This window comes from Microbacterium aoyamense (assembly GCF_023155855.1).
GTDB classification, from domain to species: Bacteria; Actinomycetota; Actinomycetes; order Actinomycetales; family Microbacteriaceae; genus Microbacterium; species Microbacterium aoyamense.
In genome coordinates this window covers 1,303,619-1,327,400 of record NZ_JAKNUT010000001.1, presented here as the reverse complement: position 1 = coordinate 1,327,400, position 23,782 = coordinate 1,303,619, and the positions used below count along the sequence as shown (strand labels likewise).

General features: G+C 69.0%; 20 protein-coding genes. 3 read left to right on the top strand and 17 right to left on the bottom strand.

Translation table 11 applies throughout. The features are described from left to right. Positions 1-4: 4 nt before the first annotated feature. Together MA876_RS06650 and pgm are read left to right on the top strand one after the other, a co-directional pair. Positions 5-919 carry a LysR family transcriptional regulator gene (locus MA876_RS06650; RefSeq protein WP_248147096.1) on the top strand — a complete coding sequence of 305 codons (915 nt, stop codon included), beginning with the start codon at positions 5-7 and terminating at the stop codon, positions 917-919. Positions 920-1,061: 142 nt separating this feature from the next. After that, a complete protein-coding gene (gene pgm, locus MA876_RS06645; protein WP_248147095.1) occupies positions 1,062-2,702 on the top strand; it encodes a phosphoglucomutase (alpha-D-glucose-1,6-bisphosphate-dependent) in 1,641 nt (546 codons plus the stop codon). A 97-nt stretch (positions 2,703-2,799) separates the two neighbouring features. Here pgm and MA876_RS19285 read toward each other — a convergent pair whose 3' ends face one another. Further along, entirely contained in the window at positions 2,800-4,845 is a 2,046-nt protein-coding gene (locus MA876_RS19285; RefSeq protein WP_248147094.1) for an amidohydrolase family protein, read from the bottom strand. A 255-nt stretch (positions 4,846-5,100) separates the two neighbouring features. On the opposite strand from MA876_RS19285, the gene MA876_RS06635 reads away from it, so the two are divergent. Next, positions 5,101-5,334: a hypothetical protein gene (locus tag MA876_RS06635; protein WP_248147093.1), complete on the top strand. Its 234-nt coding sequence runs from the start codon at positions 5,101-5,103 to the stop codon at positions 5,332-5,334. On the opposite strand, the gene MA876_RS06630 is transcribed toward MA876_RS06635, so the two are convergent. From MA876_RS06630 to MA876_RS06555, 16 genes are all read right to left on the bottom strand, one after another. Continuing rightward, the gene (locus MA876_RS06630) at positions 5,323-6,417 is read right to left on the bottom strand and encodes a glycerate kinase (protein ID WP_248147092.1); all 1,095 of its coding nucleotides are present in this window, start codon (positions 6,415-6,417) and stop codon (positions 5,323-5,325) included. The genes MA876_RS06635 and MA876_RS06630 overlap by 12 nt on opposite strands. Further along, a complete protein-coding gene (locus tag MA876_RS06625) occupies positions 6,414-7,463 on the bottom strand; it encodes a LacI family DNA-binding transcriptional regulator (protein ID WP_248147090.1) in 1,050 nt (349 codons plus the stop codon). Before MA876_RS06625 ends, MA876_RS06630 begins: the two co-directional genes overlap by 4 nt. Next, the gene (locus MA876_RS06620; protein ID WP_248147089.1) at positions 7,463-8,344 is read right to left on the bottom strand and encodes a sugar phosphate isomerase/epimerase family protein; all 882 of its coding nucleotides are present in this window, start codon (positions 8,342-8,344) and stop codon (positions 7,463-7,465) included. The genes MA876_RS06625 and MA876_RS06620 overlap by 1 nt, the downstream gene beginning before the upstream one ends. Next, positions 8,341-9,522, bottom strand: a complete 1,182-nt coding sequence (locus MA876_RS06615) for a dihydrodipicolinate synthase family protein (protein WP_248147088.1) — start codon at positions 9,520-9,522, stop codon at positions 8,341-8,343. Before MA876_RS06615 ends, MA876_RS06620 begins: the two co-directional genes overlap by 4 nt. Positions 9,523-9,525: 3 nt before the next feature. Beyond that, positions 9,526-10,722 carry a Gfo/Idh/MocA family protein gene (locus MA876_RS06610; RefSeq protein ID WP_248147087.1) on the bottom strand — a complete coding sequence of 399 codons (1,197 nt, stop codon included), beginning with the start codon at positions 10,720-10,722 and terminating at the stop codon, positions 9,526-9,528. 100 nt (positions 10,723-10,822) lie between these two features. Further along, positions 10,823-12,331 carry an arabinosylfuranosidase ArfA gene (gene arfA / locus MA876_RS06605; protein ID WP_248147086.1) on the bottom strand — a complete coding sequence of 503 codons (1,509 nt, stop codon included), beginning with the start codon at positions 12,329-12,331 and terminating at the stop codon, positions 10,823-10,825. Positions 12,332-12,350: 19 nt separating this feature from the next. After that, entirely contained in the window at positions 12,351-13,013 is a 663-nt protein-coding gene (locus MA876_RS06600; RefSeq protein ID WP_248147085.1) for a hypothetical protein, read from the bottom strand. A 4-nt stretch (positions 13,014-13,017) separates the two neighbouring features. After that, the gene (locus MA876_RS06595) at positions 13,018-13,956 is read right to left on the bottom strand and encodes a carbohydrate ABC transporter permease (protein ID WP_248147084.1); all 939 of its coding nucleotides are present in this window, start codon (positions 13,954-13,956) and stop codon (positions 13,018-13,020) included. Continuing rightward, complete coding sequence (locus MA876_RS06590) at positions 13,953-14,945, bottom strand: carbohydrate ABC transporter permease (protein ID WP_248147083.1); 993 nt, start codon at positions 14,943-14,945, stop codon at positions 13,953-13,955. Before MA876_RS06590 ends, MA876_RS06595 begins: the two co-directional genes overlap by 4 nt. Positions 14,946-15,021: 76 nt before the next feature. Beyond that, entirely contained in the window at positions 15,022-16,320 is a 1,299-nt protein-coding gene (locus MA876_RS06585; RefSeq protein WP_248147082.1) for an ABC transporter substrate-binding protein, read from the bottom strand. A 192-nt stretch (positions 16,321-16,512) separates the two neighbouring features. Continuing rightward, positions 16,513-17,415 carry a glycoside hydrolase family protein gene (locus MA876_RS06580; RefSeq protein ID WP_248147081.1) on the bottom strand — a complete coding sequence of 301 codons (903 nt, stop codon included), beginning with the start codon at positions 17,413-17,415 and terminating at the stop codon, positions 16,513-16,515. Then, positions 17,412-18,497, bottom strand: a complete 1,086-nt coding sequence (locus MA876_RS06575; protein WP_248147080.1) for a Gfo/Idh/MocA family protein — start codon at positions 18,495-18,497, stop codon at positions 17,412-17,414. Before MA876_RS06575 ends, MA876_RS06580 begins: the two co-directional genes overlap by 4 nt. Then, positions 18,494-19,246, bottom strand: a complete 753-nt coding sequence (locus tag MA876_RS06570; protein WP_248147079.1) for a cupin domain-containing protein — start codon at positions 19,244-19,246, stop codon at positions 18,494-18,496. Before MA876_RS06570 ends, MA876_RS06575 begins: the two co-directional genes overlap by 4 nt. After that, complete coding sequence (locus MA876_RS06565) at positions 19,243-20,145, bottom strand: DUF6807 domain-containing protein (protein ID WP_248147078.1); 903 nt, start codon at positions 20,143-20,145, stop codon at positions 19,243-19,245. Before MA876_RS06565 ends, MA876_RS06570 begins: the two co-directional genes overlap by 4 nt. After that, positions 20,142-21,923 (bottom strand): beta-glucuronidase, encoded by a 1,782-nt coding sequence (uidA, locus tag MA876_RS06560; RefSeq protein WP_248147077.1) that lies wholly within the window; start codon positions 21,921-21,923, stop codon positions 20,142-20,144. The genes MA876_RS06565 and uidA overlap by 4 nt, the downstream gene beginning before the upstream one ends. Positions 21,924-21,946: 23 nt before the next feature. Further along, positions 21,947-23,722 carry an ABC transporter ATP-binding protein gene (locus MA876_RS06555; protein ID WP_248147075.1) on the bottom strand — a complete coding sequence of 592 codons (1,776 nt, stop codon included), beginning with the start codon at positions 23,720-23,722 and terminating at the stop codon, positions 21,947-21,949. Positions 23,723-23,782 lie beyond the last annotated feature (60 nt).

The window sequence follows — 23,782 nt, the reverse complement described above, 5'->3', positions numbered from 1 at the left end:
CTTCATGATCGATCTGGAAGCGGTGCAGTCGCTCCGGGCCGTGGCGACGCAGGGCAGTGTCTCGGCGGCGGCCGCGACGCTCGGCTACACGCCGTCCGCCGTCTCGCAGCAGGTCAAGCGCCTCGAGCGCGAGACCGGAGTCGCCCTGCTCGAGCGCGTCGGGCGGGGCGTCGTGCTGACGGATGCCGGCAGCCGGCTGGTCGTGGCATCCACCCCGATCCTCGCCGACCTCGAACGCCTGCGCGCCGACCTGCAGCTCGCGGGCTCCGACGACAGCGTCGTCGGAGAGATCCGCATCGCCGCGTTCTCGACCGTCGTGCGTGGACTCGTCACGCCCGTGCTCGCCGATCTCGGTGAGCGGCATCCCGGCCTGCGCCTCCCGCTCCGCGAGAGCGAGCCGTGGGAGACCATCGCGCTCGTCGCGTCCGGGCAGCGCGATCTCGGTATCGCACATCGGTGGGGCGGCGTCGCGCTCGCGATGCCCGACCATCTCGTCGCGACGCCGCTGTTCACCGACGTCGCCGATGTCATCGTCCGCCGTGACCACCCGCTCGCGACGCGGGAGGTGCTGCATCCGGCCGACCTCGCCGAGGAGCGCTGGGTCGCGACGTTCGAGGCGACGATCTGCCGCCAGTGGCTGCGGCGCCTCTTCGACGGCATCCCGAACGCGCCGCGGATCGTGCACGAGTCGATGGAGTTCCACAATCATCTCGAACTCGCCCGCGCGGGGCTCGCTGTGGCGCTCGTGCCGCGCCTCGGTCGGGGCGAGCTCGGCCCCGACCTCGTCGCGATCCCCACCGCCGAGCCGGCCTCGACGCGCGACGTGATCGCGATCCACCGGCGTACGCAGGCCGACTCCCCCGCACTGCGCGTCGCGCTTGACGCCCTCGTCGCACACTCGACACGGTTCGCGGCATAGCGACGTGCACAACGTCGGCAGATCCGTCGGTCTGCCGAGCGGTCCGGAGCTGTCGCACCCTGCGACGCACGATCTGCCGACGTTGTGCACGCCGAGGGCGAAAGCCCGCGACATCCGTCCGGGAAACCGGCAGACTGACATCATGAGCCGCGCAGGACAGCCCGCCGAAGCCTCCGACCTCATCGACATCGATGAGCTGATCTCCGCCTACTACGACCGCGTCCCCGATCCATCCGTGCCCGAGCAGCGCGTCGCGTTCGGCACGAGCGGCCACCGCGGCTCGTCGCTGTCGACGAGCTTCAACGAGTGGCACATCCTCGCCACGACGCAGGCGATCGTCGACTACCGCCGGTCGCAGGGCATCGAGGGCCCCCTCTTCCTCGGCCGCGACACGCATGGCCTGTCGCTGCCCGCCGAACGCAGCGCGATCGAGGTGCTCGTCGCGAACGGCGTCGACGTGCGCGTCGACAGTCGGGATGCCTGGGTTCCCACGCCCGCGTTGTCGCACGCGATCCTCGTCTACAACAAGGGCCGTGCCCTCGACGACCCGGGTCGCTCGGACGGCATCGTCGTCACGCCGTCCCACAACCCGCCTCGCGACGGAGGCTTCAAGTACAACCCGCCCAACGGCGGGCCCGCCGACACGGATGCGACGGGCTGGATCGCCGATCGCGCGAACGAGCTCATCGCCGCATCGCTCGCGGGCGTGCAGCGCACCCCGTTCAAGGACCTCGACGGCGACGCGATCGGCGACTTCGACTTCCGTGAGGGGTACGTCTCGGACCTCGGGTCGATCATCGACATCGATGCGATCCGCAGCGCCGGCGTGCGGATCGGCGCCGATCCGCTCGGCGGCGCCTCGGTCGAGTACTGGGCGCTCATCGGCGAGAAGTACGGCCTGGACCTCACGGTCGTGAACCCCGACGTCGACCCGACGTGGAAGTTCATGACCCTCGACTGGGACGAGAAGATCCGCATGGATCCGTCGTCGCCGTCGGCCATGGCGGCGCTCGTCGAACGTCGGCACGAGTACGACATCCTGACCGGGAACGACGCCGACGCCGACCGGCACGGGATCGTGACGCCCGACGCGGGGCTCATGAACCCCAATCACTACCTCGCCGTGGCGATCGACTACCTGTACTCGCACCGCCAGGGATGGCCGGCGGATGCCGCGGTCGGCAAGACTCTCGTCTCGTCGATGATCATCGACAAGGTGGTCGCGGCGCTCGGCCGCCGGCTCTACGAAGTGCCGGTCGGGTTCAAGTGGTTCGTCCCAGGACTGCTCGACGGCTCGATCGCCTTCGGCGGCGAGGAGTCCGCCGGGGCATCTTTCCTCCGCCGCGACGGATCGGTCTGGACGACCGACAAGGACGGCATCCTGCTCTGCCTGCTCGCGGCCGAGATGCTCGCCGTGACGGGCAAGACCCCGTCGCAGCGCTACGCCGAACTCGAGGCCGAATACGGGGCTTCCGCCTACCAGCGCGTCGATGCGCCGGCGACGCCCGCACAGAAGGCACAGCTCGCCCGCCTCACGCCCGAGGCCGTGTCGGCGACCGAACTCGCGGGCGAGGCGATCACTGCGAAGCTCTCGCACGCTCCGGGCAACGGTGCCGCGATCGGTGGCCTCAAGGTCCAGACCGCGGACGCGTGGTTCGCTGCGCGCCCCTCGGGCACGGAGGACGTCTACAAGCTCTACGCCGAGAGCCTCCGCGGGCCCGAGCACCTCGCCGAGGTGCAGGCCGAGGCCCGCGCGGTGGTGACGGAGGCCTTGGGCGGCTGAGCTTCGGCGTCACAAACCGTAGGAGGCCTTCGGCCAGCGCCGGAACTACGTCGACGCGAGGCGGGTTTCTCCTACGGTTTGCGACATCGGGGGTCCGTCACCAGGCGATCGCGGCCTGCCAGACCCTCACGTAGTGCTCGGCGCCCGACATGAGCTGCTGCTTCAGCAGCGCGCCGTCGGCACCGGCCGCGTGCACGACATCCACCGTCCAGTCCGCCTGCAGACCGTAGGTCGCGACGCCGTCCACGTTGACGTCGTATGTGCGCTGCCCGACGGTGTACTTGCCGAGCGTGACGCCGTTGAGTGCCGTGAGCGGATATACGACGGGATCGGATGCCGCTCCCGCTCGCGCTGCCGCCTGCGCCCCGAGGCCGTTGACGTCGGAGCCGAACCCGTACGCGGGGATAGCTCCCGGCGCGGCCGCCGCACGGTTCTCGCGCCACTCGTCCACGAAGCCCTCGCGACCGTCCTGATCGAACGCGGCGTTCGCGTACGACGCGACGAACCCGCCGACGTTCGCGATGCGGGCGATCATCGAGCGGTCCGACCACGTGTGCGTGGTCAGCACGCCCGGGTAGCCGCGCTCCTCCGCGACCTTCAGGACCGCATCGGCCGTCTTGACGCTCATGTGGTCGATGTTGATCATGATGCCGCGGTCCATGGCCCGGTCGACGAGGTGGCGACCGAGGTCGGTGAGTCCGCGGACGTTGCACACCGGCCCGTTCGGATACACCGGCACGACGGTGCCTGCGGGAAGACCCGAGGTGGACAGCAGCCCTGCGATGAGGTCGCTGCGCAGCGGCTGCTCGTTGTCGTGCGCGGCCGTCGGGCACGACTCGACCTGCCAGAAGTTTCCCGTCGACACCTTGTTGCCGATGTTGACCGCTGCTCCTTGTGTGCCCGAGTCGAACCGCGTCCCGCCGAAGGCGTTGTCGAACTTGTGGACGGGGTAGATGTTGCTCACGCCCCAGGACTGCAGCTCGTCGAGTCCTGCGTCGATCTGCGCGGTCGTGCACTGCGGCACGTCGAGGATCTGCCGGCAGCCGAACAGCTCGGAGTTCTCGACGCCGACGATGACGGCGAGCTTGCCCTGGGCCGCGATCGCGCGGACATCGGCCGGCGTCTTGGCGATGCGGAAGAAGCCCTTGCCCGGGCCACCCGACTGCGCGTCGATGTAATCCTGCATGTCGACGAGGTACTGCGCCTGCAGGCGGAGCTGCTCCATCTCGTTGCAGCTGGTGACCTTGTCGGGATAGACCTCGCAGATCACCCGGTTGGCGACGAGGAGGGCGTTCATGACGCGCTCACCCGACTGCCACGTGCGCTGGATGCCTTTCCAGTACGCCTGCTCGTGCAGGAGCGTCGTCGGTGTCGGCCAGTCCTTGAAGGTCGGCCAGCCCTTGTAGTCCATGAACGGATCGGTCCCGGCGATCAGCGCCCCCGTGTAGCCGGACGCTCCGATCGCGGAGTGGGAGAGACATCCCTTCAGGGCCTCCTCGACACCACCGGGGTGGAACGGCGTACCGCAGCGCATCTTGCCGCCGAAGCCCACCGCCGCCGTGATGTGCGTGTGCGCGTCGATGAAGCCGTTGAGCGTGCCGTCGGCGTTCACCGCGGGTTGCGGCGTGCCCGAGACGTTGGTGGCGACATCCGCCACCCCGGCGCATCCGGTCGCCGGCACGAAGGTGAACGTGCCGTTCGCCGCGACGAGTCCGCCGAGGAACGATCCGATGCGCTTGCCATAGTTCGTCGCCGTGATCTGATACGTCGACCCGTCGCGCGTGATGGCCCAGTCGGCGCGGTCGCCGTAGCTCGAGCCCGGCATGACGGTGTTCACGACGCTCAGGTAGAGCACGCCGCCCTTGTGGTCGACGAGTCGGTACCGGCCGAGGTCGGTCGCCTCGAAGCGCACCTTGGTCGCCGCCGACGCCGTGCCGCTCGTGCCATAACCGACCGAACCGCGCGTGACGTAGTTGTTCGACCCCGAGCCCACGCGCAGCACGGCGCACGTGTCGTCGAGGTCGGTCGCCGGCGCGGGGGCCGCGTGCGCCGCCGTGAGCGGCGCGATGATCAGGGCGGCGGCTGCGGCGACGGCGATCAGGATGCGACGCAGGCGGGCTGTGGACGAAGTGCGGGGGGTCACTGTTCCTCCTCGAACGGCGTTGTGCGAGATGTTCCGGACCCTATCCGTCCGCTGTGAGGGAGCGCTCAAACTCTGTCGCGGTGCAACAGAGCGCGCTTCGACGGCTGGTGGGGTTCCTACAGCCGAGACGCGCTTCCTCCCCCGGCCTGGCTGTGGGAGCCTCTGCACGGATCGCGTGCCGCGGTTTCGATCACCGCACTCGCCGTCCGTAGATTCACGGTGACGCGCTCCCCGCTGCGGGAGCAGAATGGAGGCGTGCCCGTGACACCGGATGTGATCGGCGTCGTCGCCGTCTTCGTCGCCGCCGTGACTTTCCTCGGCGGCGTCGCCGGCTTGCTCGCGCAGCAGACCCGCCGGCTCGAGTCGCGATTCGAGTCGCGATTCGATCGAGTGGAGTCGGAGATCGCGTCGATGAGGAACGAGTTGACCGAGGTGAAGATCGCGATCGCGCGCATCGAGGGCCCGTGGCCCGGCCTGCTATGCCCCTAGGCGGAGCGCGAGTTCGGCGCCTGCGGCGCGCAGCCAGCGCGCAGGATCTGCGAGCGCGGCGGTCGACGAGCCCGCGAGGGAGGTGAGCGAGACGGATGCCGCGAACGCGCTCGTCACGGCATCCGGCGCGATCCGCCCCGCGACGAGACCCGCGCGCGTGCCCGTCTCAGCCGCGATCGTCGCGACCTGAGCCGGAGCCTTGCCGCCGGCCGATTGCGCGTCGAACGAGCCCTCGCCTGTGATGACGACGGATGCCGCGGCCATCGCCGCGGCCAGCCCGATCAGGTCGGCGACCTCGACCGAGCCGGGCGCGAGGCGGGCACCCCACGCGAGCAGCGCGAACCCCGTTCCCCCTGCGGCGCCGGCGCCCGGCGTCGCGGCGTCGACCTCGACGAGGCTCGCGAACGACGCCAACGCGACATCCACGTCGGCAACGTCCGCGGCGTCGAGACCCTTCTGGGGGCCGAACACAGCGGCCGCGCCGGTGGGGCCGAGGAGCGGGTTCGTGACATCCGACAGCACGAGCACTCCCCGCTCCGGCATGGGCCGCAGTCCGGTGAGATCGACCCGTGCGATGCGGGCGAGCCCCCGAGCGCCGTCCGGCACGAGATCACCCGCGGCGTCGAGGAACCGCGCACCGAGCGCCGACAGCATCCCGGTGCCGCCGTCGGTCGACGCGCTCGAGCCGATCCCCAGCACGAGGCGCGTCGCTCCCGCGTCGAGCGCCGCTGCGATCGCCTGACCGAACCCGATCGTGTGGGCGTCCCACGGCAGTCGCCGATCGCCGAGCAGTTCGATGCCCGAGGTCGAGGCGAGCTCGACGACCGCCGTCCCATCAGGAAGCCGGAGGAACGAGGCGTCCACCGCCGCCGCGTCGGGGCCCGTCACCGCGATCGGCACCCTGATCGTCCCGGGCACGGCTGCCGCGAAGGCGTCGATCGTGCCCTCGCCGCCGTCGGCCATCGGGAGCAGCACGGCAGGGTCGTCGGGTCGCACGCTCGCCCAGCCCTCGGCGAGCGCCGCCGCGGCCGCGGCGGCGGCGATCGAGCCCTTGAAGCTGTCGGGCGCGAAGACGACTCTCATCGCGCCGGCGTGCTGTCGCGCAGTTCGATCGAGAGCTCGAGCGCCGCGGGATCGATCGTCCAGTCCTCATCGACGGCGGCGCGCAGCGTCTCCTGGCCGACCATCTCGAGCGGAACCCGGACGGTGGTGAGCGCGGGTGTGACGTCGCGGCCCGTGGGGATGTCGTCGAAGCCGGCAAGAGCGATGTCGGCGCCGACCTCGCGGCCCGCGCCACGGATGGCGGCGAGCGCGCCGATCGCCACGACGTCATTGACGCCGAAGACGAGCGTGCCCGATTCGAGGCCGTCGGTGAGCGCGGCATCCATCAGTCGCTCACCCGAATCCCGCGTGAATCCGCCGCGATAGACGCGTGGCGGCTCTCCGCCGCCGGCCACGAAGCCGTCGGTGAAGCCTTCGACGCGGTCGTCCGATGTACGCATGCCCGCGTACGCGGCGAGGATGACGGCTTTGCGATAGCCGAGTCCGGTGAGGGCGGCCGCGAGTGCGCGTGCCCCAGCGCGGTTGTCGATGATGACGGTGCGGACGTCGTCGACGCCGCGGCCGAGGGCGACGATGCGGCCTCCCGATGCGGCGACGGCGTCGAGCTCCCGCTGCAGCTCGGTCGAGGTGCCGGCGGTCGTCCGCGACGCGGCGAGGATGAGCCCCCGCGGGCGCTGCCCCCGCAGGGCGCGGACCAGCCGCACTTCGCGGTCGGGGTCGCGTTCGGTGATCGCGATCGTGACGATGAGTCCCGCCTCGTCGGCGGCGCGCGCGACGCCGGAGGCGATCTGGCCGAAGTAGGGGTCGGCGATGTCGGCGACCAGGAGCGCGATGGTCCCCGAGGTGCCCTTCGCCGTCGCCTGGGCCGAGAGGTTGGCGCTGTAGCCGAGGCGGGCGGCAGCGGCCTCGACGCGTTCGCGATACGACTCGGCCACCTTGCGCGTGGATCCGTTGAGCACCCGCGAGGCTGTCGCGAGCGAGACGCCCGCCTCGCTCGCGACGTCGTGCAGCGTCGCGGCGACGCCGCGGGGGCGGTCGCGACCGGCGTCGACGGAGGTCTCGGACATCAGGCCGAGTCTAGAGCCGCCGACAGGTGAGGCGAGACGGCCTCGCCGAAGGCTTCTGCGGTGCGGCGCACGACGTGCGCGGGGTCGGCGGCCCAGACATCGGCGTTGAAGATCTCGACTTCGATGTCGCCGGCGTAGCCGGTGCCCTCCACTGCCCGGGTGAGCGAGGCGATGTCGATGACCCCGTCACCGGGATAGTGACGGCCGAGAAGGACGTCGGCCGGCAACGGCGTCTTCCAATCGCACACCTGATAGGTCGCGATGCGACCCTCGCGGCCGGCCCGTTCGATCTGCGTGTACACATCGGGGTCCCAGAACACGTGGAACGTGTCGACCGTCGCACCGACGACCGACGGTGCGAAGTCGGAGGCGATGTCGAGCGCCTGCCCGAGCGTCGAGACGACGGCGCGGTCGGTGACGTACATCGGATGCAGCGGCTCGATCGCGAGGGTGACACCGGCGGCCGCGGCATCCGGGGCCAGCTCCCCGATGGCGTCGCGCACGCGTTCGCGTGCGCCGGCGAGGTCGCGCGAGCCCTCGGGCAGTCCGCCGGCGACGAGCACCAGGATCGCGGTGGATCCTGTGGCCCCCGCGGCGGCGAGGGTCGCGGTCTCTTCGATGGCACGGCGGTTGTCGTCGAGGGCGGCGACCCGCGCGGGTCCGTCGGGAAGGGTGAAGAACCCTCCCCGGCAGTGCGTCGTGAAGCGCAGCCCCGAGTCGGCGAGCATCTTCGCCGCGATCGGCAGGCCGACCTCGTTCACAGGTTCGCGCCAGAGCCCGATGGCCTGGATGCCGGCATCCGCCGTCACACGCAGAGCCGTGGCGAGGTCGGCGTACTTGATCGTGGCCTGATTGATGGACAGGCGCGGGTCGACGCTCATGCGAGCACCCCCGCGACGTCGATGCCGTTGTGGCGCAGCATCCCGTGCCACCGGACGGCGGCCAGTTCGGGCTGCTCGAGGGCGTGCGCGGCGTTGGCGAGTTCGACGATGCGGCTGAGGTGAGGCATGCTTCGTGCCGAGTGCAGGCCGCCGACCATCTGGAACGCGGGCTGGTGGCCGTTGAGCCAGGACAAGAACGCGACGCCGGTCTTGTAGTAGAACGTCGGAGCGGCGAAGATCTGGCGGCTGAGTTCTTCGGTGGGCCCGAGGATCTCGAGGTACCGCGCGGGGTCACCGGCGTCGAGCGCCTGGATCGCCGCCGACGCGACCGGCGTGAGCGCGGCGAACGCCCCGAGCAGCGCGTCGGAGTGGCTCTCACCCTGACCCACCGTGTCGCCGCCGATGAGTCCCACGTAGTTGAAGTCGTCGCCCGTGAACATGCGCACGCCCTCGGGCAGGCGCTCGCGCACCGACACTTCGGACTCCGCGTTCAGCAGGCTCATCTTCACGCCCGAGACCTTGTCGACGTTCTCGCCGATGATCTCCAGCAGCACCGCCGAGGCCTCACGCCAGTCGGACGACCCGAAGTAGCCCTCGAGCGACGGGTCGAACGCTGTGCCGAGCCAGTGCAGCACGACGGGGGTCGTCGCGGACTGCAGGACCTCGCGGTAGACGCGGCGGTAGTCGTCGGCGCCCTCGGCGACGCGCGCGAGGTGGCGGGACGCCATGAGGACGGGTCCCGCGCCCTGGTCCTCTGTGAAGTGCAGCTGCTCCTTGTAGGCGCCGATGACCTCGTCGAGCGAGATGTGCTCGGCCTCGACGTGGTCGGTGTTCACGCCGACGACGACCGAGCCGCCTTCTTCGCGGGCGACCTGCGCGGAGCGCGAGATGAGTTCGCGAGTGGCCGCGGCATCCAATCCCATGTTCCGCTGCGCCGTGTCCATCGCGTCGGCGACGCCCAGACCCCACGAGTAGACGGCACGGCGGAACGCGAGCGTGGAGTCCCAGTCGACCTGGGCGGGCTGACCGGGTGTGTTGTCGCCCCACGTGACGGGCACGACGTGAGCGGCGGCGTAGGCCACGCGGGTCTGGAGCGGCGCCGTGGGCTTCGCGAAGCCAGGCGCGGCGCTGAGCTCGGTGCGTGATACGACGCCGTCTGCGGAGAGGAGGTGCAGCATCGCTCAGTCCAGCGAGAGCGTCGGCAGCTCGACCTTGCGACCCTCGCGGCTCGACTGCAGACCGGCTTCGGCCAGAAGCACGCCGCGGGCGCCCGAGAGCAGGTCGAACTCGTACTCGGTGCCCAGCACGTAGGACTCGAGGAACTCCTCCCACTGCTGGCGGAAGCCGTTCTGGAACACGTCGTTCACGGGCACGTCGGCCCAGTCGGCGTCGTAGTCGTGGCCGTCGGCGAGATCGGGGTTCCACACCGGCTTGGGCGTCTGGTTGCGGTGCTGCACCTTCGCGCCGAAGAGTCCGACCACGGCGGAACCGTGTGTGCCGTCGACGTGGAACTCGACGAGCTCGTCGCGGTTGACGCGCACCGTCCAGGAGGAGTTGATCTGAGCGACGATGTCGCCTTCGAGTTCGAAGATGCCGTACGCGGCGTCTTCGGCGGTCGCGGTGTAGTGCTCGCCGTTCTCGTCCCAGCGGTCGGCGATGTGCACGGCCGCCTGCGCGTAGACCGACTGCACCTCGCCGAACAGGTTCTCGAGAACGTAGTTCCAGTGCGGGAACATGTCGACGATGATGCCGCCGCCGTCTTCCGTGCGGTAGTTCCACGACGGACGCTGAGCGGGCTGCCAGTCCCCCTCGAACACCCAGTAGCCGAACTCGCCACGCACCGACAGGATGCGGCCGAAGAAGCCCGAGTCGATGAGGCGCTTGAGCTTCTGCAGACCCGGCAGGTAGAGCTTGTCGTGCACGACGCCGGTCTTGACCCCGGCGGCCGCGGCGAGCTTCGCCAGCTCGAGCGCCTCCTCCACCGTCTCGGCCGTGGGCTTCTCGGTGTAGATCGTCTTGCCCGCGGCGATCGCCTTGCGCAGCGCCGACGCGCGGGCCTTCGTGACGAGGAAATCGGCGTAGATCTCCCAGCGGGGATCCGCGAGGGCCGCGTCGAGGTCGGTGGTGTAGTCCTCGATGCCGTGCTTCGCGGCGAGGTCGGCGAGCTTCGCTTCGCTGCGGCCGACGAGGAGCGGCTTGACGGTCACCTTCGTGCCGTCCGGCAGCTCGATGCCGCCCTGGTCGCGGATCGCGAGGATCGAGCGCACGAGGTGCTGCCGGTAGCCCATGCGGCCCGAGACGCCGTTCATGATGATGCCGATCTCGCGCACCTGCGCGCGGTTCGGGGCGGGGGCTGCGGCGAGGGTCGTGTCAGTCACGGCTTTCTGCTTTCTTCAGGACCCGATCGATTCGGGTAAACGCTTTCCAACAGTGAATCACAGGGATGGGATGCCGCGCAAGCGCTTTCCCGCGGCCCGTTCAGGCGAGCCGGAAGGCCGCCCAGCTGATCGGCGGGAGGGTCGCAGCAAGGGCGGATGCCCGCACCTGCGCCCCCTCGACGCGGCGGACGCCGACCCGCTCGGGGTCGGCGAGGGTGTTGGCGGCATAGCGGTCCTCCTCGTGCAGGAGGTGCGACTCGACGAGTGCGAGCTCACCGCCGAACTCCGACACATCGATGCGGAGGTCGACCGCGTCCGTCGTCGAGCGGTTCACGACGAAGAGCGAGACGCCCTCGGCGTCGACCGTCGCGACCGCGTTGACGTTCGCGACGTCGCCGAACTGCGCGCTCGTGAACGTGCCGGCATCGACGGCCACGCGCACGGCGCGTTCGCCCGCGAGACGCGAGGTGATCGAGAACGGGAAGAAGGTCGTCTGCCGCCACGCGATCCCGCCCGGCTCGGTCATGATCGGAGCGATGACGTTGACGAGCTGAGCGAGCGACGCCGAACGCACGCGATCGGCGTGCTGCAGCAGAGTGATCAGCAGATCGCCGAAGACGACGGCGTCGAGCGCGTGGTACTGGTCTTCGAGCTGTCGCGGAGCCACGGGCCATTCGTCCGGCCCATAGGCGACGGCCTGCTCCTCCCATTTCGAGAGGTACCAGACGTTCCATTCGTCGAAGGAGAGCATGATGCGCTTGTCGCTCTTCTTGACGGCCGCGACATGGTCGGCCGTCGCGACGACCGAATCGATGAACCTCGCCATGTCGACGGCCGAGGCGAGGAATTCCTGCGCATCGCCGTCGCGCTCCTGGTAATACGCGTGGCACGAGATGAAATCGACATCGTCGAACGTGTGCTCGAGGACGGTGCGCTCCCACGACCCGAAGGTCGGCATGCTGCGGCCGGACGAGCCGCATACGACGAGTTCGATCGAGGGATCGAGCTGCCGCATCCCCTTCGCCGTCCGCGACGCGAGCTTGCCGTAGTCCTCGGCGTTGCGGTGTCCGAGCTGCCACCAGCCGTCCATCTCGTTGCCGAGGCACCACATCTTCACCGCGAACGGTTCCGCGTGCCCGTTGGCCGCGCGCTCGTCGGTGCGAGCGGTCCTGACCGAGGTGTTGGCGTACTCGAGCAGGTCGAGGGCCCCCTCGGTGCCGCGCGTTCCGAGGTTGACTGCGAGCATGAGGTCCGAGCCGACTTTGTCGAGCCAGTTCTGGAACTCGTGGAGGCCGATCTGGTTGGTCTCGGTCGCGTGCCATGCGAGGTCGAGTCGGCGCGGCCGCTGATCCTTCGGCCCGATTCCGTCCTCCCAGCGGTAGCCCGAGACGAAGTTGCCGCCCGGATAGCGGATCGTCGACACCCCGAGCTCTCGGACGAGTTCGATCACGTCGGAACGGAAGCCCTCGGCGTCCGCCGTCTCGTGGCCCGGCTCGAAGATGCCGTCGTAGATGTGCCGGCCCAGGTGCTCGACGAAGCCGCCGAACAGGCGCCGGTCGATGGCGGCGATCTCGTCGCGAGGATCGATCTGGCCGTGCGTGATCGTCATGTTCTCTCTTCCGTCGAGGTCAGCGCGTGCGGCGGGTCCGCTGCGGAACGGCGACGACGGCGAGGGCGGCGCATCCGATCGCGGCGATGAACAGAGGCGGGAGCATCCAGGTCACCACGACGACGAAGCCCGCCGTCGCGACGACGAACGCGGTGCCGACGACGTCGTCACGGACGGCGGCGGGGATTCCGCGCACAGCGGTGCGCCAGCCCGTCTCGGGCGTCCATGCCCCGGCGGCGAGGAGGATCCCGAGGCCGACTGCGGCGAGACCCGCCCACCCGATGACTTCGATCACGATGCCGCCGGGGAGGAACCCCGACCGGGCGAGGTCGATGTCGAGCAGCAGAACTCCGACCGCGACGAGAGCGACCAGACCGATGACGGCTCCGCCGAGCGAGCCGCGCAGAACGTCGCGCCAGAATCCCGCGATGGGGGCGTGCTCGGCGGCGATGAAGCGACGCACATGACGGATGCCGGCGGCCAGTGCGGCCGGAAGCGTCACGACGGGCAGCGATGCGATCGTGATGAGCAGGCCGATGACGAGCACTTCACCGAGCAGCTGGAACGCGCCGGTCGCGCCGGGGAACCGCGCGGCGGGCCGCTCCTCGAGCGTGGGGCCGGATCCGTCGCGGTCGGCGCGGACGGCCGCGCGGTACTCGCGTTTGGTCATCGTGTCGGTCATGGCGCTATCCCTTGAGTCCTTGTGTGGCGACGCCGTCGACGAGGAAGCGTTGGAAGACGAGGAAGAAGAGGAGGACGGGGATGAGGGCGATGAAGGATGCCGTGACGGTGGCGCCGTAGTCGCTCGAGCTGGTCTGGTCGTTGTAGAGGCGCAGCGCGATCGGGAGCGGATAGTTCTCGGGGCTGGTGAGGTAGAGCAGGGGTCCGAGGAAGTCGTTCCACGCCCAGATGAACGCGAAGATCGAGCAGGTGATGAGCGCGGGCTTGATGAGGGGCAGGATGATCGACCAGAAGATCCGCAGGTGGCCGGCGCCGTCGATGCGGGCTGCTTCGTCCATGTCGCGGGGCATCTGGCGGATGAACTGCACGAGCAGGAACACGAAGAACGCTTCCGTGGCGAGGAACTTCGGCAGCAGGAGTGGCCAGAAGGTGTCGATCATGTCGAGGCGCTGGAAGATGATGTACTGCGGGATGATCACGACGTGGAACGGCAGCAGCAGCGTGCCGATCATCGCGGCGAAGAAGATCCCGAGGCCTTTGAACTGGATGCGGGCGAACGCGTAGGCGGCCAGAGCGCTCGAGAGCACGGTGCCGATGACACTGCCGACGGCGATCAGCAGCGAGTTCGCGAAGAAGCGCCACATCGGCACGCCCGCGATGCCTTCCATCACCTTGATGTAGTTGTCGATCGTCGGGGCGTTCGGGAGCAGGCCCATGTTCGTGCCGAACTCGCTGTTGGGCTTGAACGTGGAGAACAGCAGCCACACCAGCGGGTAGAGCACGACGGCGGTGATGACCAGGAGCACGACGAACCAGATGATCGTCTGCCAGGTCTTGCGCTTCACCTTGCGACGCGGGGCGGAGCCTGCGCTCTTCTGGTCGGGGTCGGTCTGGTTCTCGGTGAGGATCAGCGCGTTCTCGCCGAACGAGGATGTCGTGGTCATCGGTTGTCTCCCGCGTAGTGGACCCAGGATCGCTGGGTGCGGAACAAGATGAAGGCGATGATCGCCACGACGATCAGCAGCACCCACGCGATCGCGGCCGCGTAGCCCATCTGCCCATCACTGAAACCGCGCTTGTAGAGGTAGAGGGTGATGAAGTTCGTCATCCCGGCGGGACCGCCCGACCCGTTGCTGATGATGTATGCGGTGGAGAACACCTGGAACGCGCCGATCAGACCGAGCAGCAGGTTGAAGAAGATCACCGGCGACAGCATCGGCAGCGTCACAGCCCGGAAGCGATGCCAGGGACCGGCGCCGTCCATCTCGGCCGCCTCGTACAGCTCCTTCGGGATCTGCTTGAGACCGGCCAGGAAGATCACCATCGTGGCACCGAACTGCCAGACGGCGAGGAGGATCATCGCGGGGAGCACGAGGGAGGGGTTGCCGATCCAGCCGCCCAGATCGATCCCGAAGAACGACAGCCCGTTGTCGACCGGACCGTCCGCGGCGAACATCGCCCGCCACACGATCGCCACGGAAACGGACCCGCCGATCAGCGACGGCGCGTAGAACGCCGACCGGAAGAACCCCGCCCCCCGGTCGCGATAGTTCAGCAGCATCGCGACACCCAGCGCTGCGGCGAGGGTGATCGGGGTGCCGACCAGCACGTAGATGAGCGTGATCTGCGCCGACTGCATGAACGACGGATCATCCGTGAACATGCGCACGTAGTTGTCGAACCCGATCCACTTGGGCGGGGCGAACAGGTTGTACTTCGTGAACGACAGGTACAGCGAGTAGACCATCGGCACGATCGTGAGTCCGAAGAACCCGATCATCCACGGCACGAGGAACCCGTAGCCGGCGAGGGTCTCGCGGCGCCCGCGGGCCCGGGCTCCCGGTCGTTCGAAGTGCTCCGGCCGGCTCCGGCGGAAGAGAGTCCGCCGCGACGGCTTGCCCGTCACGATCACCCTCGTCGCTGTCGTGGTCACGTCGTCATCTCCCGATGGTGTGAAGCGGTGTGGTGTTCCGGGTCCGGATACACGCAGCATCCGGACCCGGAAGCCCTTACTGGTTGAGGACGACGTCCATCTCGGAGAAGAACTGCGATACGGCGTCCTCGACCGTGATCGTTCCGAAGTTCAACTCGACCCCGAGCTGGCGGAACTTCTCCTCCAGCGTGCCGTATCCGACGATCGGAACGGGCGGCGCGTCGCCGAGGCGGTCGGCGATGGATGCCTCGTAGTCCTTGACCTGCTGCGCGAGCGGATCGAGGTCTGCGGCGTCGAGCGCCGTCTCGGAGGCCGGCAGGCCGCGGTTGGTTCCGAAGATCTCACCCGACTGCGGCGAGTTGACGAGGAAGTTCACAAGAGTCGCGGCCGCCTCGGGGTGCTCGGTGTTCGCCGAGATCGTGTGCAGCATGGACGGCTTCAGGTACAGGTCCTTCGCACCTTCCTTCGTGACGGGCGGGGCGACCAATCCGAGCTCCGTGTAGCCCTCACCGAGGCCCGCGAGATAGCCGGCGCCGAAGTTGTCCCACGTGAGCTCGCTCGCCGTGAGCGCGCTGTCGAAGCCGCCCTTCGGCAGGACTTCCTCGACGCGCTGCTGCGGGATGCCGATGCCGTCGCGGATCGGTGCACCCGACTCCCAGAACTCCGTGAGGCGCTCCTCGTCGAAGCCGGGCTCGCCGTCCTCGCTGAACAGGTAGGAGTCCTCGGAGCGCAACTGAAGCTCGAAGTTCTGGATGCGACCGCTGTAGTCGGCACCGCCCCAGAACGCGCCGGCCGCACCGTCGGTGACATCGGCCATCCAGTCCGTGTAGTCGTCCCAACTTCCGCCTTCGAACTCGTCGACTCCCGCCGTCTCGAGCAGGACCGGGTTGGTGAAGAGGCCCCACGCGTTCGTCGAAGTCGCGATGCCGTACGTCACGTCACCGACGACGCCGATGTCGAGGATGTTCTGGGGCAGCGGGTCGGTCTCGATGAGGTTGCCGAGATACGGATCGAGGTCGAGCAGCAGGCCGTTCTCGGAGTACTGACGCAGGTACGAGTAGTCGAACTGCATGACGTCGGGAAGGTTGCCGCCGGCCGCCTCGGTCTGGCGCTTCTCCCAGAATTCGGGGAAGCCGAGGAAGGTCGCGTTGACCGTGATGTTCGGGTACTCCTCGTTGAAGGCGTCGATCGCCTCGTTGTAGAGCTCGGCTCGCACATCGTTGCCCCAGAACGCGAGGTCGAGGGTGACCTCTTCGTTCGGGTCGAATGTGGGCGCCGTGTCGGGTGAATCGCCGCCACCGGCGCAGCCGGCCAGGGCGAGGGCGGCACCGGTCGCGATGGCGACGCCGGCGAGTGCCCGCTTCTTGTTGAACATCCTTGTCCTCTCTTTCGAACGTCTGCGTTCTCTGGTCCGCGTGACGTTCGTCGTCCGTGTGTGCGGTGTGGGCGCCTCGTGATGCGGATTCGGAGAACCAGCGGGAAAGCGCTTGCCGGCAACCGTACTATGCGATGAATCGTTTCGCAAGAGGGAAGTGGAAAACGTTTCCCCGCCGAGATCGCCGTCTCGTCATCGGGTCGTCAGCGCACCGTCCTCGACCGTGAGTCGTGCTCGGTACACAGCGCAGCGGCGATCGTCGCCGGCATCCCGCTCGGGGTGTCCGAAGTAGTAGAACCAGATATCGTCACCGTCGCGCACGGCGGCGCCATGGTGGCCGAAACCGGGCCCCGGCACGCTTCCCCGGCCGAGGACGACGGCATCCGGATCCCCCTGCCTCACCCACGAGACCGCGTCGCCCGAGCGGTACACGGCCATGCCGCGCCACTCGTCGACGATCATCCACCACGCCCCGCCGAGCTCGAACGCGCACGGGCCCTCGTGAGCACGACCGCCGATCGCGACGCCTTCGACGCGCCAGTCGGCGAGATCGTCCGACACCGCGACCATCGTCACCGAGTCGGCCGCCTCGTCCTTGTACCAGAGTCGCCAGCGCCCGTCCGGAGTGCGGGCGACGCACGCGTCGATGACCCGATCGCTCGAGAGCCGCGCAGGGCCGATGCGCTCCCATGTCCGCAGGTCGGCCGAGCGGTACTCGACGATCTCGCGCGCGAAGCCGGGCCAGCGGTCGGGGATGCCGTCGATCTCGGTCAGGTACATGCGCCACTGCGCACCGTCGTGCACGATTTCGGGTGCCCAGTGCGTCCGATCGACATCGGCCGGCGGCGGGCCCGCACGGAGCGCGAGGCCCGCCCCATCCGGCTCCAACGTCCCCGCGTACTCCCAGGCGAGCCCGTCGTCCGATCGTGCGACGCCGATCCGGCTTCCGTGCACCCACGCGACGCCGGGTCCGGGATCGGGATGCGTCGCCCGGCGCTGCGTGTAGAACATCCACCAGCCGTCGGCGGCGATCACGACGAGCGGGTCGGTAGCGCCGTCGTAGACGGGATCGCGGTACAGCTCGGCGCTCGTCATGGGCGCATCTCGTTCACGGGGCTCGCGAACGAACGCCGATGCGTCGGATGCTGCGCGAGGTCGGCCGGCGTGATCACGGCGCCGTCTTCGGCCGCCGAGGCATAGATCGCCGCCACGATCTCGAAGGAGCGCGCGGGCTCTGCTGCTGTCTCGGGCAGCGGCCCCCCCGACAGGAGCGCGTCGAAGACATCGCGCAGCAGCGGCGCATGTCCGCTGCCCTCTTCGAGATCCGGCAGCACCCAGGCAGTGGACTCGGCCTCGAACCCCGGCGCAGCTGTGATCGCCCAGTTCTCGTGGCCGTGCCCGTAGAGATGGTCGACCGTGATCGTGGCCTTCTGCGTGTCGATGCGGATCGAGCTCGTCTCGCGGGGCGAGACGGCACTCGTTGTGAGCTGAGCGACAACGCCGTTCGAGAAGGTCACGGTGGCCGTCGAGGCATCCTCGGTCTCGGTCTCGCGATCCAGACGCCAGAGGCGCCCCTGAACGCTCGCCCAGCCGCCCAGGAGGAAGGCGAGCAGATCGATCTGATGGATGCCGTGGCCCAGCGTCGTGCCGCCGCCCTCGGTCGTCCATCGGCCACGCCACGGCACCTCGAAGTAGGACGCATCGCGGTACCAGAGCGTCTCGCACACCGCAAGGAGCGGCCGACCCAGCGCGCCGTCCCGCAGGAGGTGCCGGAAGTGGGCCGCCGCTGTCCCCGTGCGCTGCTGGAAGACGACCGCGAGGTGCCTTCCCGCGACATCCGCCGCCGCACGCATCTCGTCGAGCTCGTCGAGAGAGGAGGCCGGCGGCTTCTCAACGACGACGTGGGCGCCCGCCGCGAACGCTGCCAGCACTTGACCGTGGTGCGCCCCGGGCGGGGTGCAGACGTGGACGACATCGGGATGCTCGTTCACGAGCAGCGACGCGAGGCCGTCGTACACGTGCGGGACGCCGTGGCGCTCCGCGAAACCCTCGGCCGCCGACCGGCTGTGATCCGTGACGGCGATGAGGTCGGCGTGCGGGTACGCGGCGATCGCAGCGGCGTGGGCGTTGGCGATCGCGCCCGTGCCGACGAGGGCGACACGCAGAGTCGTGGTCATGATTCCTCCCGGGGCTCGGCGATTTCGTCGAGCTCTCGATCCTTCAGGTCGTAAGTGCGCAGACGGCCGCACATGCCCCACCCGCGATCCCCCGGCGATGCCTCTGCGATGCGGATCCGTGCGTCGCGCAGCTGCGAGACGTCTCCGCGAGCGACCGCTTCCGCGAGCGCGAGATCGTCGAGCGCGCGCTGCAGCGGTCCAGAGCGCACGGCGTCCGGCCATGCTTTCGCTCTCTCCGCGACGATGCGTGCGGCCGCGCCGTGGAACTCGGGGAGCGCGAGATCGTCGCCCGCTTCGACACGCGCGCGCAGCGCGAGGAAGCCCTCCACCGCCAGATCTCGACGCCGTATCGCGGCCGCGGGGCGCTCCGACCCGTCCGGCAGAGCGGCGGCGGCGATGTATGTCTCCGTGTCGGCGAGATACGCGGCGGGGAAGGTGAGCACCGCGTCGCCCGCCTCGGGGAGGCCGGCGTTGCTCATGAGCACGATCGCCCGCAGACCATCGCGATCGACCGCGCGATGGATCGTCCCAGGCGTGAACCACACCACGGACTCATCACCGAGCGGCGTCTCACGGTAGCCCGTGGTGTCGATGGTCTGCACCGCTCCGGCTCCGTGGGTCACGAGATACGCCTCGGTGGATACGAGGTGCATGTGCGGCGAACCTCCGCAGACTCCGTCCGCGGAGGCGTCCGGGTACACGTCGAGGCGTGAGACCGCGGTTCCGCCGGGGAAGCTCGAGATCGTCATGACGTCGGCGCGCTCCTCAATGCCGCCGCGAGGGCCTCGGCATCCGCGCCGTCGCCGTCCGAGATCGCGACCCCGTAGCGAAAGGTCGCCGTCGCGCCGGGGGCGGTCTCGAACTCTTCGCTGAAGAACGGCGCCGGATTCAGCGCCGCGAACTCCTCGGAACGCGCGAACCACTGGGGCGGGTGGTGAGGGTTGTCGGCGTGATCGAGGATCAGGACGAGACTCGACGCATCGTCGCCGTCGTGAGCGCCGACGAATCCCATCCACTCGTGTCGCGTACCGCGCAGTTCGTCTCCGCCCCGAACTCCCGGTGCGATCAAGGTGCCCCCGGTGAACGATCTGGGCCCCCGCCAGAAGAGGCCGCCGTAGCCGGCATTTGGCCGCCCTCTCGTCGTCGGGGAGCCGATCGCGATCGCGGCGTCGGTGACATTGCGCATCGCCGTCTCGAAAGTCAGCGCCCACGCATCATCCGTCAGCAGTCGCGCACTGAGAATGCGCTGCTCGCGGAAGACCGTGGCTCCGGACTCGGTCACCCACTCGAGCGCGTGCGCGATCCTGGCGACCCCGTCCGACACGGTGACGGTCGGGCCGGAGATGTGCCGCTGCGTGCCGTTGTTCGCCAGCTGCACGTACCCGCTGTCACGTACATAGGTCGGTCCACCCCAGAAGTTCTCCTCGCCGACGACGGGCAGCGACCAGGCGATCCCCTTGTGCCAGACGTGATCGTGGGGACGGAAGAGGCTGACGAGCCGCCCGGCTCGTGTACGGAGCGGATGGATGAACGGCTTCGGCGACTCGTACACCGGTGTGTCGGGCAGATAGGTGTACCGCAGAAGCACGATCTCCCCGTCGCGCACGGCGACGGCGCCGGCTTCCTCGACGATCGACAGTCCCGTCATCGCGCTGCCTCCTCGGCATCCATCTTCGCCCGCCATCGCTCGCGCAGCGCGAACGCGGCGGCCTTGGGCTGACGATCGCGCGTGAAGACGCCCTTGCGGTTGCCGCCGACGCGCATCGTGCCGCCCGTCGTCGCGAAGTCGGCGAAGACCCACACCTGCTCTCCCACGATCGCCTCGATGCGATCGAAGACGCGGTGGTAGGTCGCGAGGAACTCGGTCTGGAACTCCTCGGTCCACGGCGACGGGATGACCGAGTGCAGGCCGGGCATCGTGTCGGCACCGTACTCGGTCATGATGATGGGCTTGCCCTCCGTCGCCCATCCGCGCAGTTCGGCCTCGAGCTGGTCTTCCGCGATGGGCAGATCGCCCGGATCGTGATACCAGCCGTAGTAGCGATTGATCATGATCACATCGCTGTACTGCGCGAGCCGGCATTCGCCGTGCGGCGCGAGGACGACGTTGACGAAGCCGACGGGTCTCGTGGGATCGGCGTTGCGGCAAACGTCGAAGAGCGGCGCGAAGTACTCCTCCGCGGCCTCGGTGTGCGACTCGGGCTCGTTCGCGATGCTCCACAGCACGACGCTCGGGTGGTTCTTGTCGCGCGCGACGAGTTCGCGGATGGCCTGCGCGTGAACGTCGCGCGTCGAGGCGTTGATCGTCGACTCCGAGTACGTCTCGTAGCCCTGCGCGCCGAACACTCCCCCGCCGATCCCCATGTTGAGACCGACGGCCGCGGTCTCGTCGATCACGACGATGCCGTGCCGATCGGCGTAGTCGAGCACCTCTTCGGAGTAGGGGTAGTGCGAGGTGCGGATCGAGTTCGCGCCGATCCATTCGAGCAGCGCGAAATCGTGCAGCATGTACGCATCGTTGTGGCCCTTGCCGATGACCGCGATGTCCTCGTGCATCGCGAAGCCGCGGAATCGGAACGGCTCCCCGTTGATCAGGAAGCGCGTGCCGTCGACGCGGACGGTGCGGATGCCGACGGGCAGCCGATACTCGTCGACGGCGCCGACCTCGAGCGCGAGCTCGTAGAGGTAGCCGTCTCCGGGCGCCCAGGCGTGCACGTCGGCGACCTCGAGCACGCCCTCTGCGCCCGACGCCTCGGCGACGACCGCGCCGGCGGAATCCCGCAGCGTCGCTCGCACGTCGGCGTCGCCGTCGACTCGCGCCGCGTACCGCACGATGCCCGTCGTGCCGTCGAGGTCGGTCACGACCGTGACGTCGTCGAGACGGACGGGATCGGATGCCGCGAGCCAGACCGACCGATGAATGCCGGAATAGTTGAAGAAGTCGTGCCAGTACCGCTGGCGCTTGCCGTGCGCCGTGTCGACGACGACCCCGATCGGGATGGTCTGGAAGGTCAGCGTGTTGTCGACCTCGACCGTCAGCCGCACGACGGCACCGGGCACTGCGACGCCGGTCAGATCGATCTCGAACGGCGTGTATCCGCCCGTGTGCTCGCCGACCACCGCACCGTCTGCCCACACCGTGGCGTGGTGCGTGACCGACTCGAAGTACACCGCGATGCGCCTGCCGGCCCATCCGGCGGGGATCCAGACGTCGGTCTCATACCAGGCCGATCCGACGTGCAGGCGTCCGATGGGCTCGGCGAGGATGTCGTTGTAGCTCGCCGGCACCGCCATCTGCCGTGCACCCTCGAGCGGGCGCTCCGCCCATCCGTCGCGGCGGCCGACGCCGTCGACGTCGAGGCGGAACCGCCACAGTCCGTCGAGCCGTCTGCGCTCGCGCTTCGCGTTGTCCTGGGGTCGCAGCATCCGTCGATCTCCGTCGTTCGAGGTCAGGCGCGGCCGGCCTGAGTGAGGTGCAGGTGGGCATAGCGGCCATCGCGGGCCAGGAGCTCGTCGTGGCTCCCCTCCTCGACGATGCGACCGCGTTCGAGCACCACGATGCGGTCCGCCTGGCGGATCGTCGACAGGCGATGCGCGACGACGAGGGTGGTCCGACCACGCATGAGCCGCGACAGCGCTTCCTTCACGAGCTCCTCCGACTCGGGGTCCAAGGCGCTCGTCGCCTCGTCGAGGAGCAGGATGCGCGGGTCGCGCACGAGTGCTCGGGCGATCGCGAGCCGCTGACGCTGACCGCCCGACAGCCGGGCCCCGCGCTCACCCACGACGGTGTCCCACCCCAGCGGCTGCTCATCGACGAACGCGAGGGCGTTGGCGTCTCGCAGAGCCTGGCGGATGCGCTGATCGTCGACGTGCGTGAGTCCGTAGGCGATGTTCTCGCGGATCGTGCCCTCGAACAGGACCGACTCCTGCGGCACGACCGAGACGAACCGTCGCGCCGTGCGCATGTCGAGTCGCTGCACATCGACGCCGTCGAGGAGCACCTCTCCGCTCGTCGTGCGGACGAACCCGAGCACGAGGTTGAGGAGGGTCGACTTGCCCGACCCCGACAACCCGACGAAGGCGATCGTCTCGCCCGCCGCGATGTCGAGGTCGATGTCGTGGAGGGCATCGGCGTCGGCATCGGGGTAGCGGTGGGTCGCGTGGACGAGGCGGATGCCGCCGTCGACACGCTCGACGTGCTGCTTGCCGGCGTTCTGCTCGAGGTCGGGCTCCTGCATGACCTCGGCGATCGAGCGCACCGACTCGAGTCCGCGGGCTCCGACCGGGATGAGCATGAGCAGCTGCGTGAGACCGCCCGTGAGGAGCGTGAAGTAGGTGGAGAGCAGGACGACCTCGCCCGGGGTGATGGGAAGGATGCCGGTGAGCGAGAAGATCGCGGCGAGGACGAGGCATCCGACCCCCAGGAGCTGCATCGAGACCCACGACAGCGATGCGACGTGGCCATTCAGCATGTCGAGCCGGAAGCCGGCTTCGCGGACCCCCTCGGCGCCGTGCGTCACGCGTGTCACCGCCGTCTCTTCGAGACCGTGCGCGCGCGTGACGGGGATGAGCGAGGCCATCTCGCCGACGCGCGCCGACAGCGTCTCGACTTCGCGGCGGAAGGCTTCGTTGCGCACCTGAGAACGGTTGCGCATGCCGTAGCGGATGCCGATCGCGATGGGTACGGCCAACGCGTAGACCGGCAGGAACTCGGGAACCAGGACCGCCGTCGTGGCGATCGCGCCGGCCATCACCATGATGGCCGACAGGAGGGGATGCGTCACCTGCTGCAGCATGAGCTCGACGTTCTCGACGTCGCGCACGACCTTCGTCTGGACGATCGATGAGCTCACGCGCGTGTGGTAGCCGATCGACAGACTCTGCAGGCGAGAGGCCAGCGCGTTGCGCAGATCGGCGCCGGTATCGCGCACGACCCGCATGAAGCTGCGCGTGTAGAGGATGTGGTTCGGGTAGTTCTGCAGCAGCAGGACGACGGCGAGCGCGAACCACCACAGCACGGTCGAGACCTCGCCGCCGTCGGCGACGATGTCGATGATCGCCGCCGTGATCGCCGGCAGGAACCACAGGGGGATCTCTTTCAGCGAGAAGGCGACGAGGGCGAGCGACATCCGGCCGGGGCGTCGCGCGAGGAGTCGGATGACCGAGCGGGCGGGGTGAGCTCCGTCGATCAGCTCCGAAAAGTGGGAAAGCGGTTTCCGTGCCACCGTTCCATGCTATCTCCGATGCGTCGTCATCGGGAAACGATTTCTCGCAATAGGCTGTGC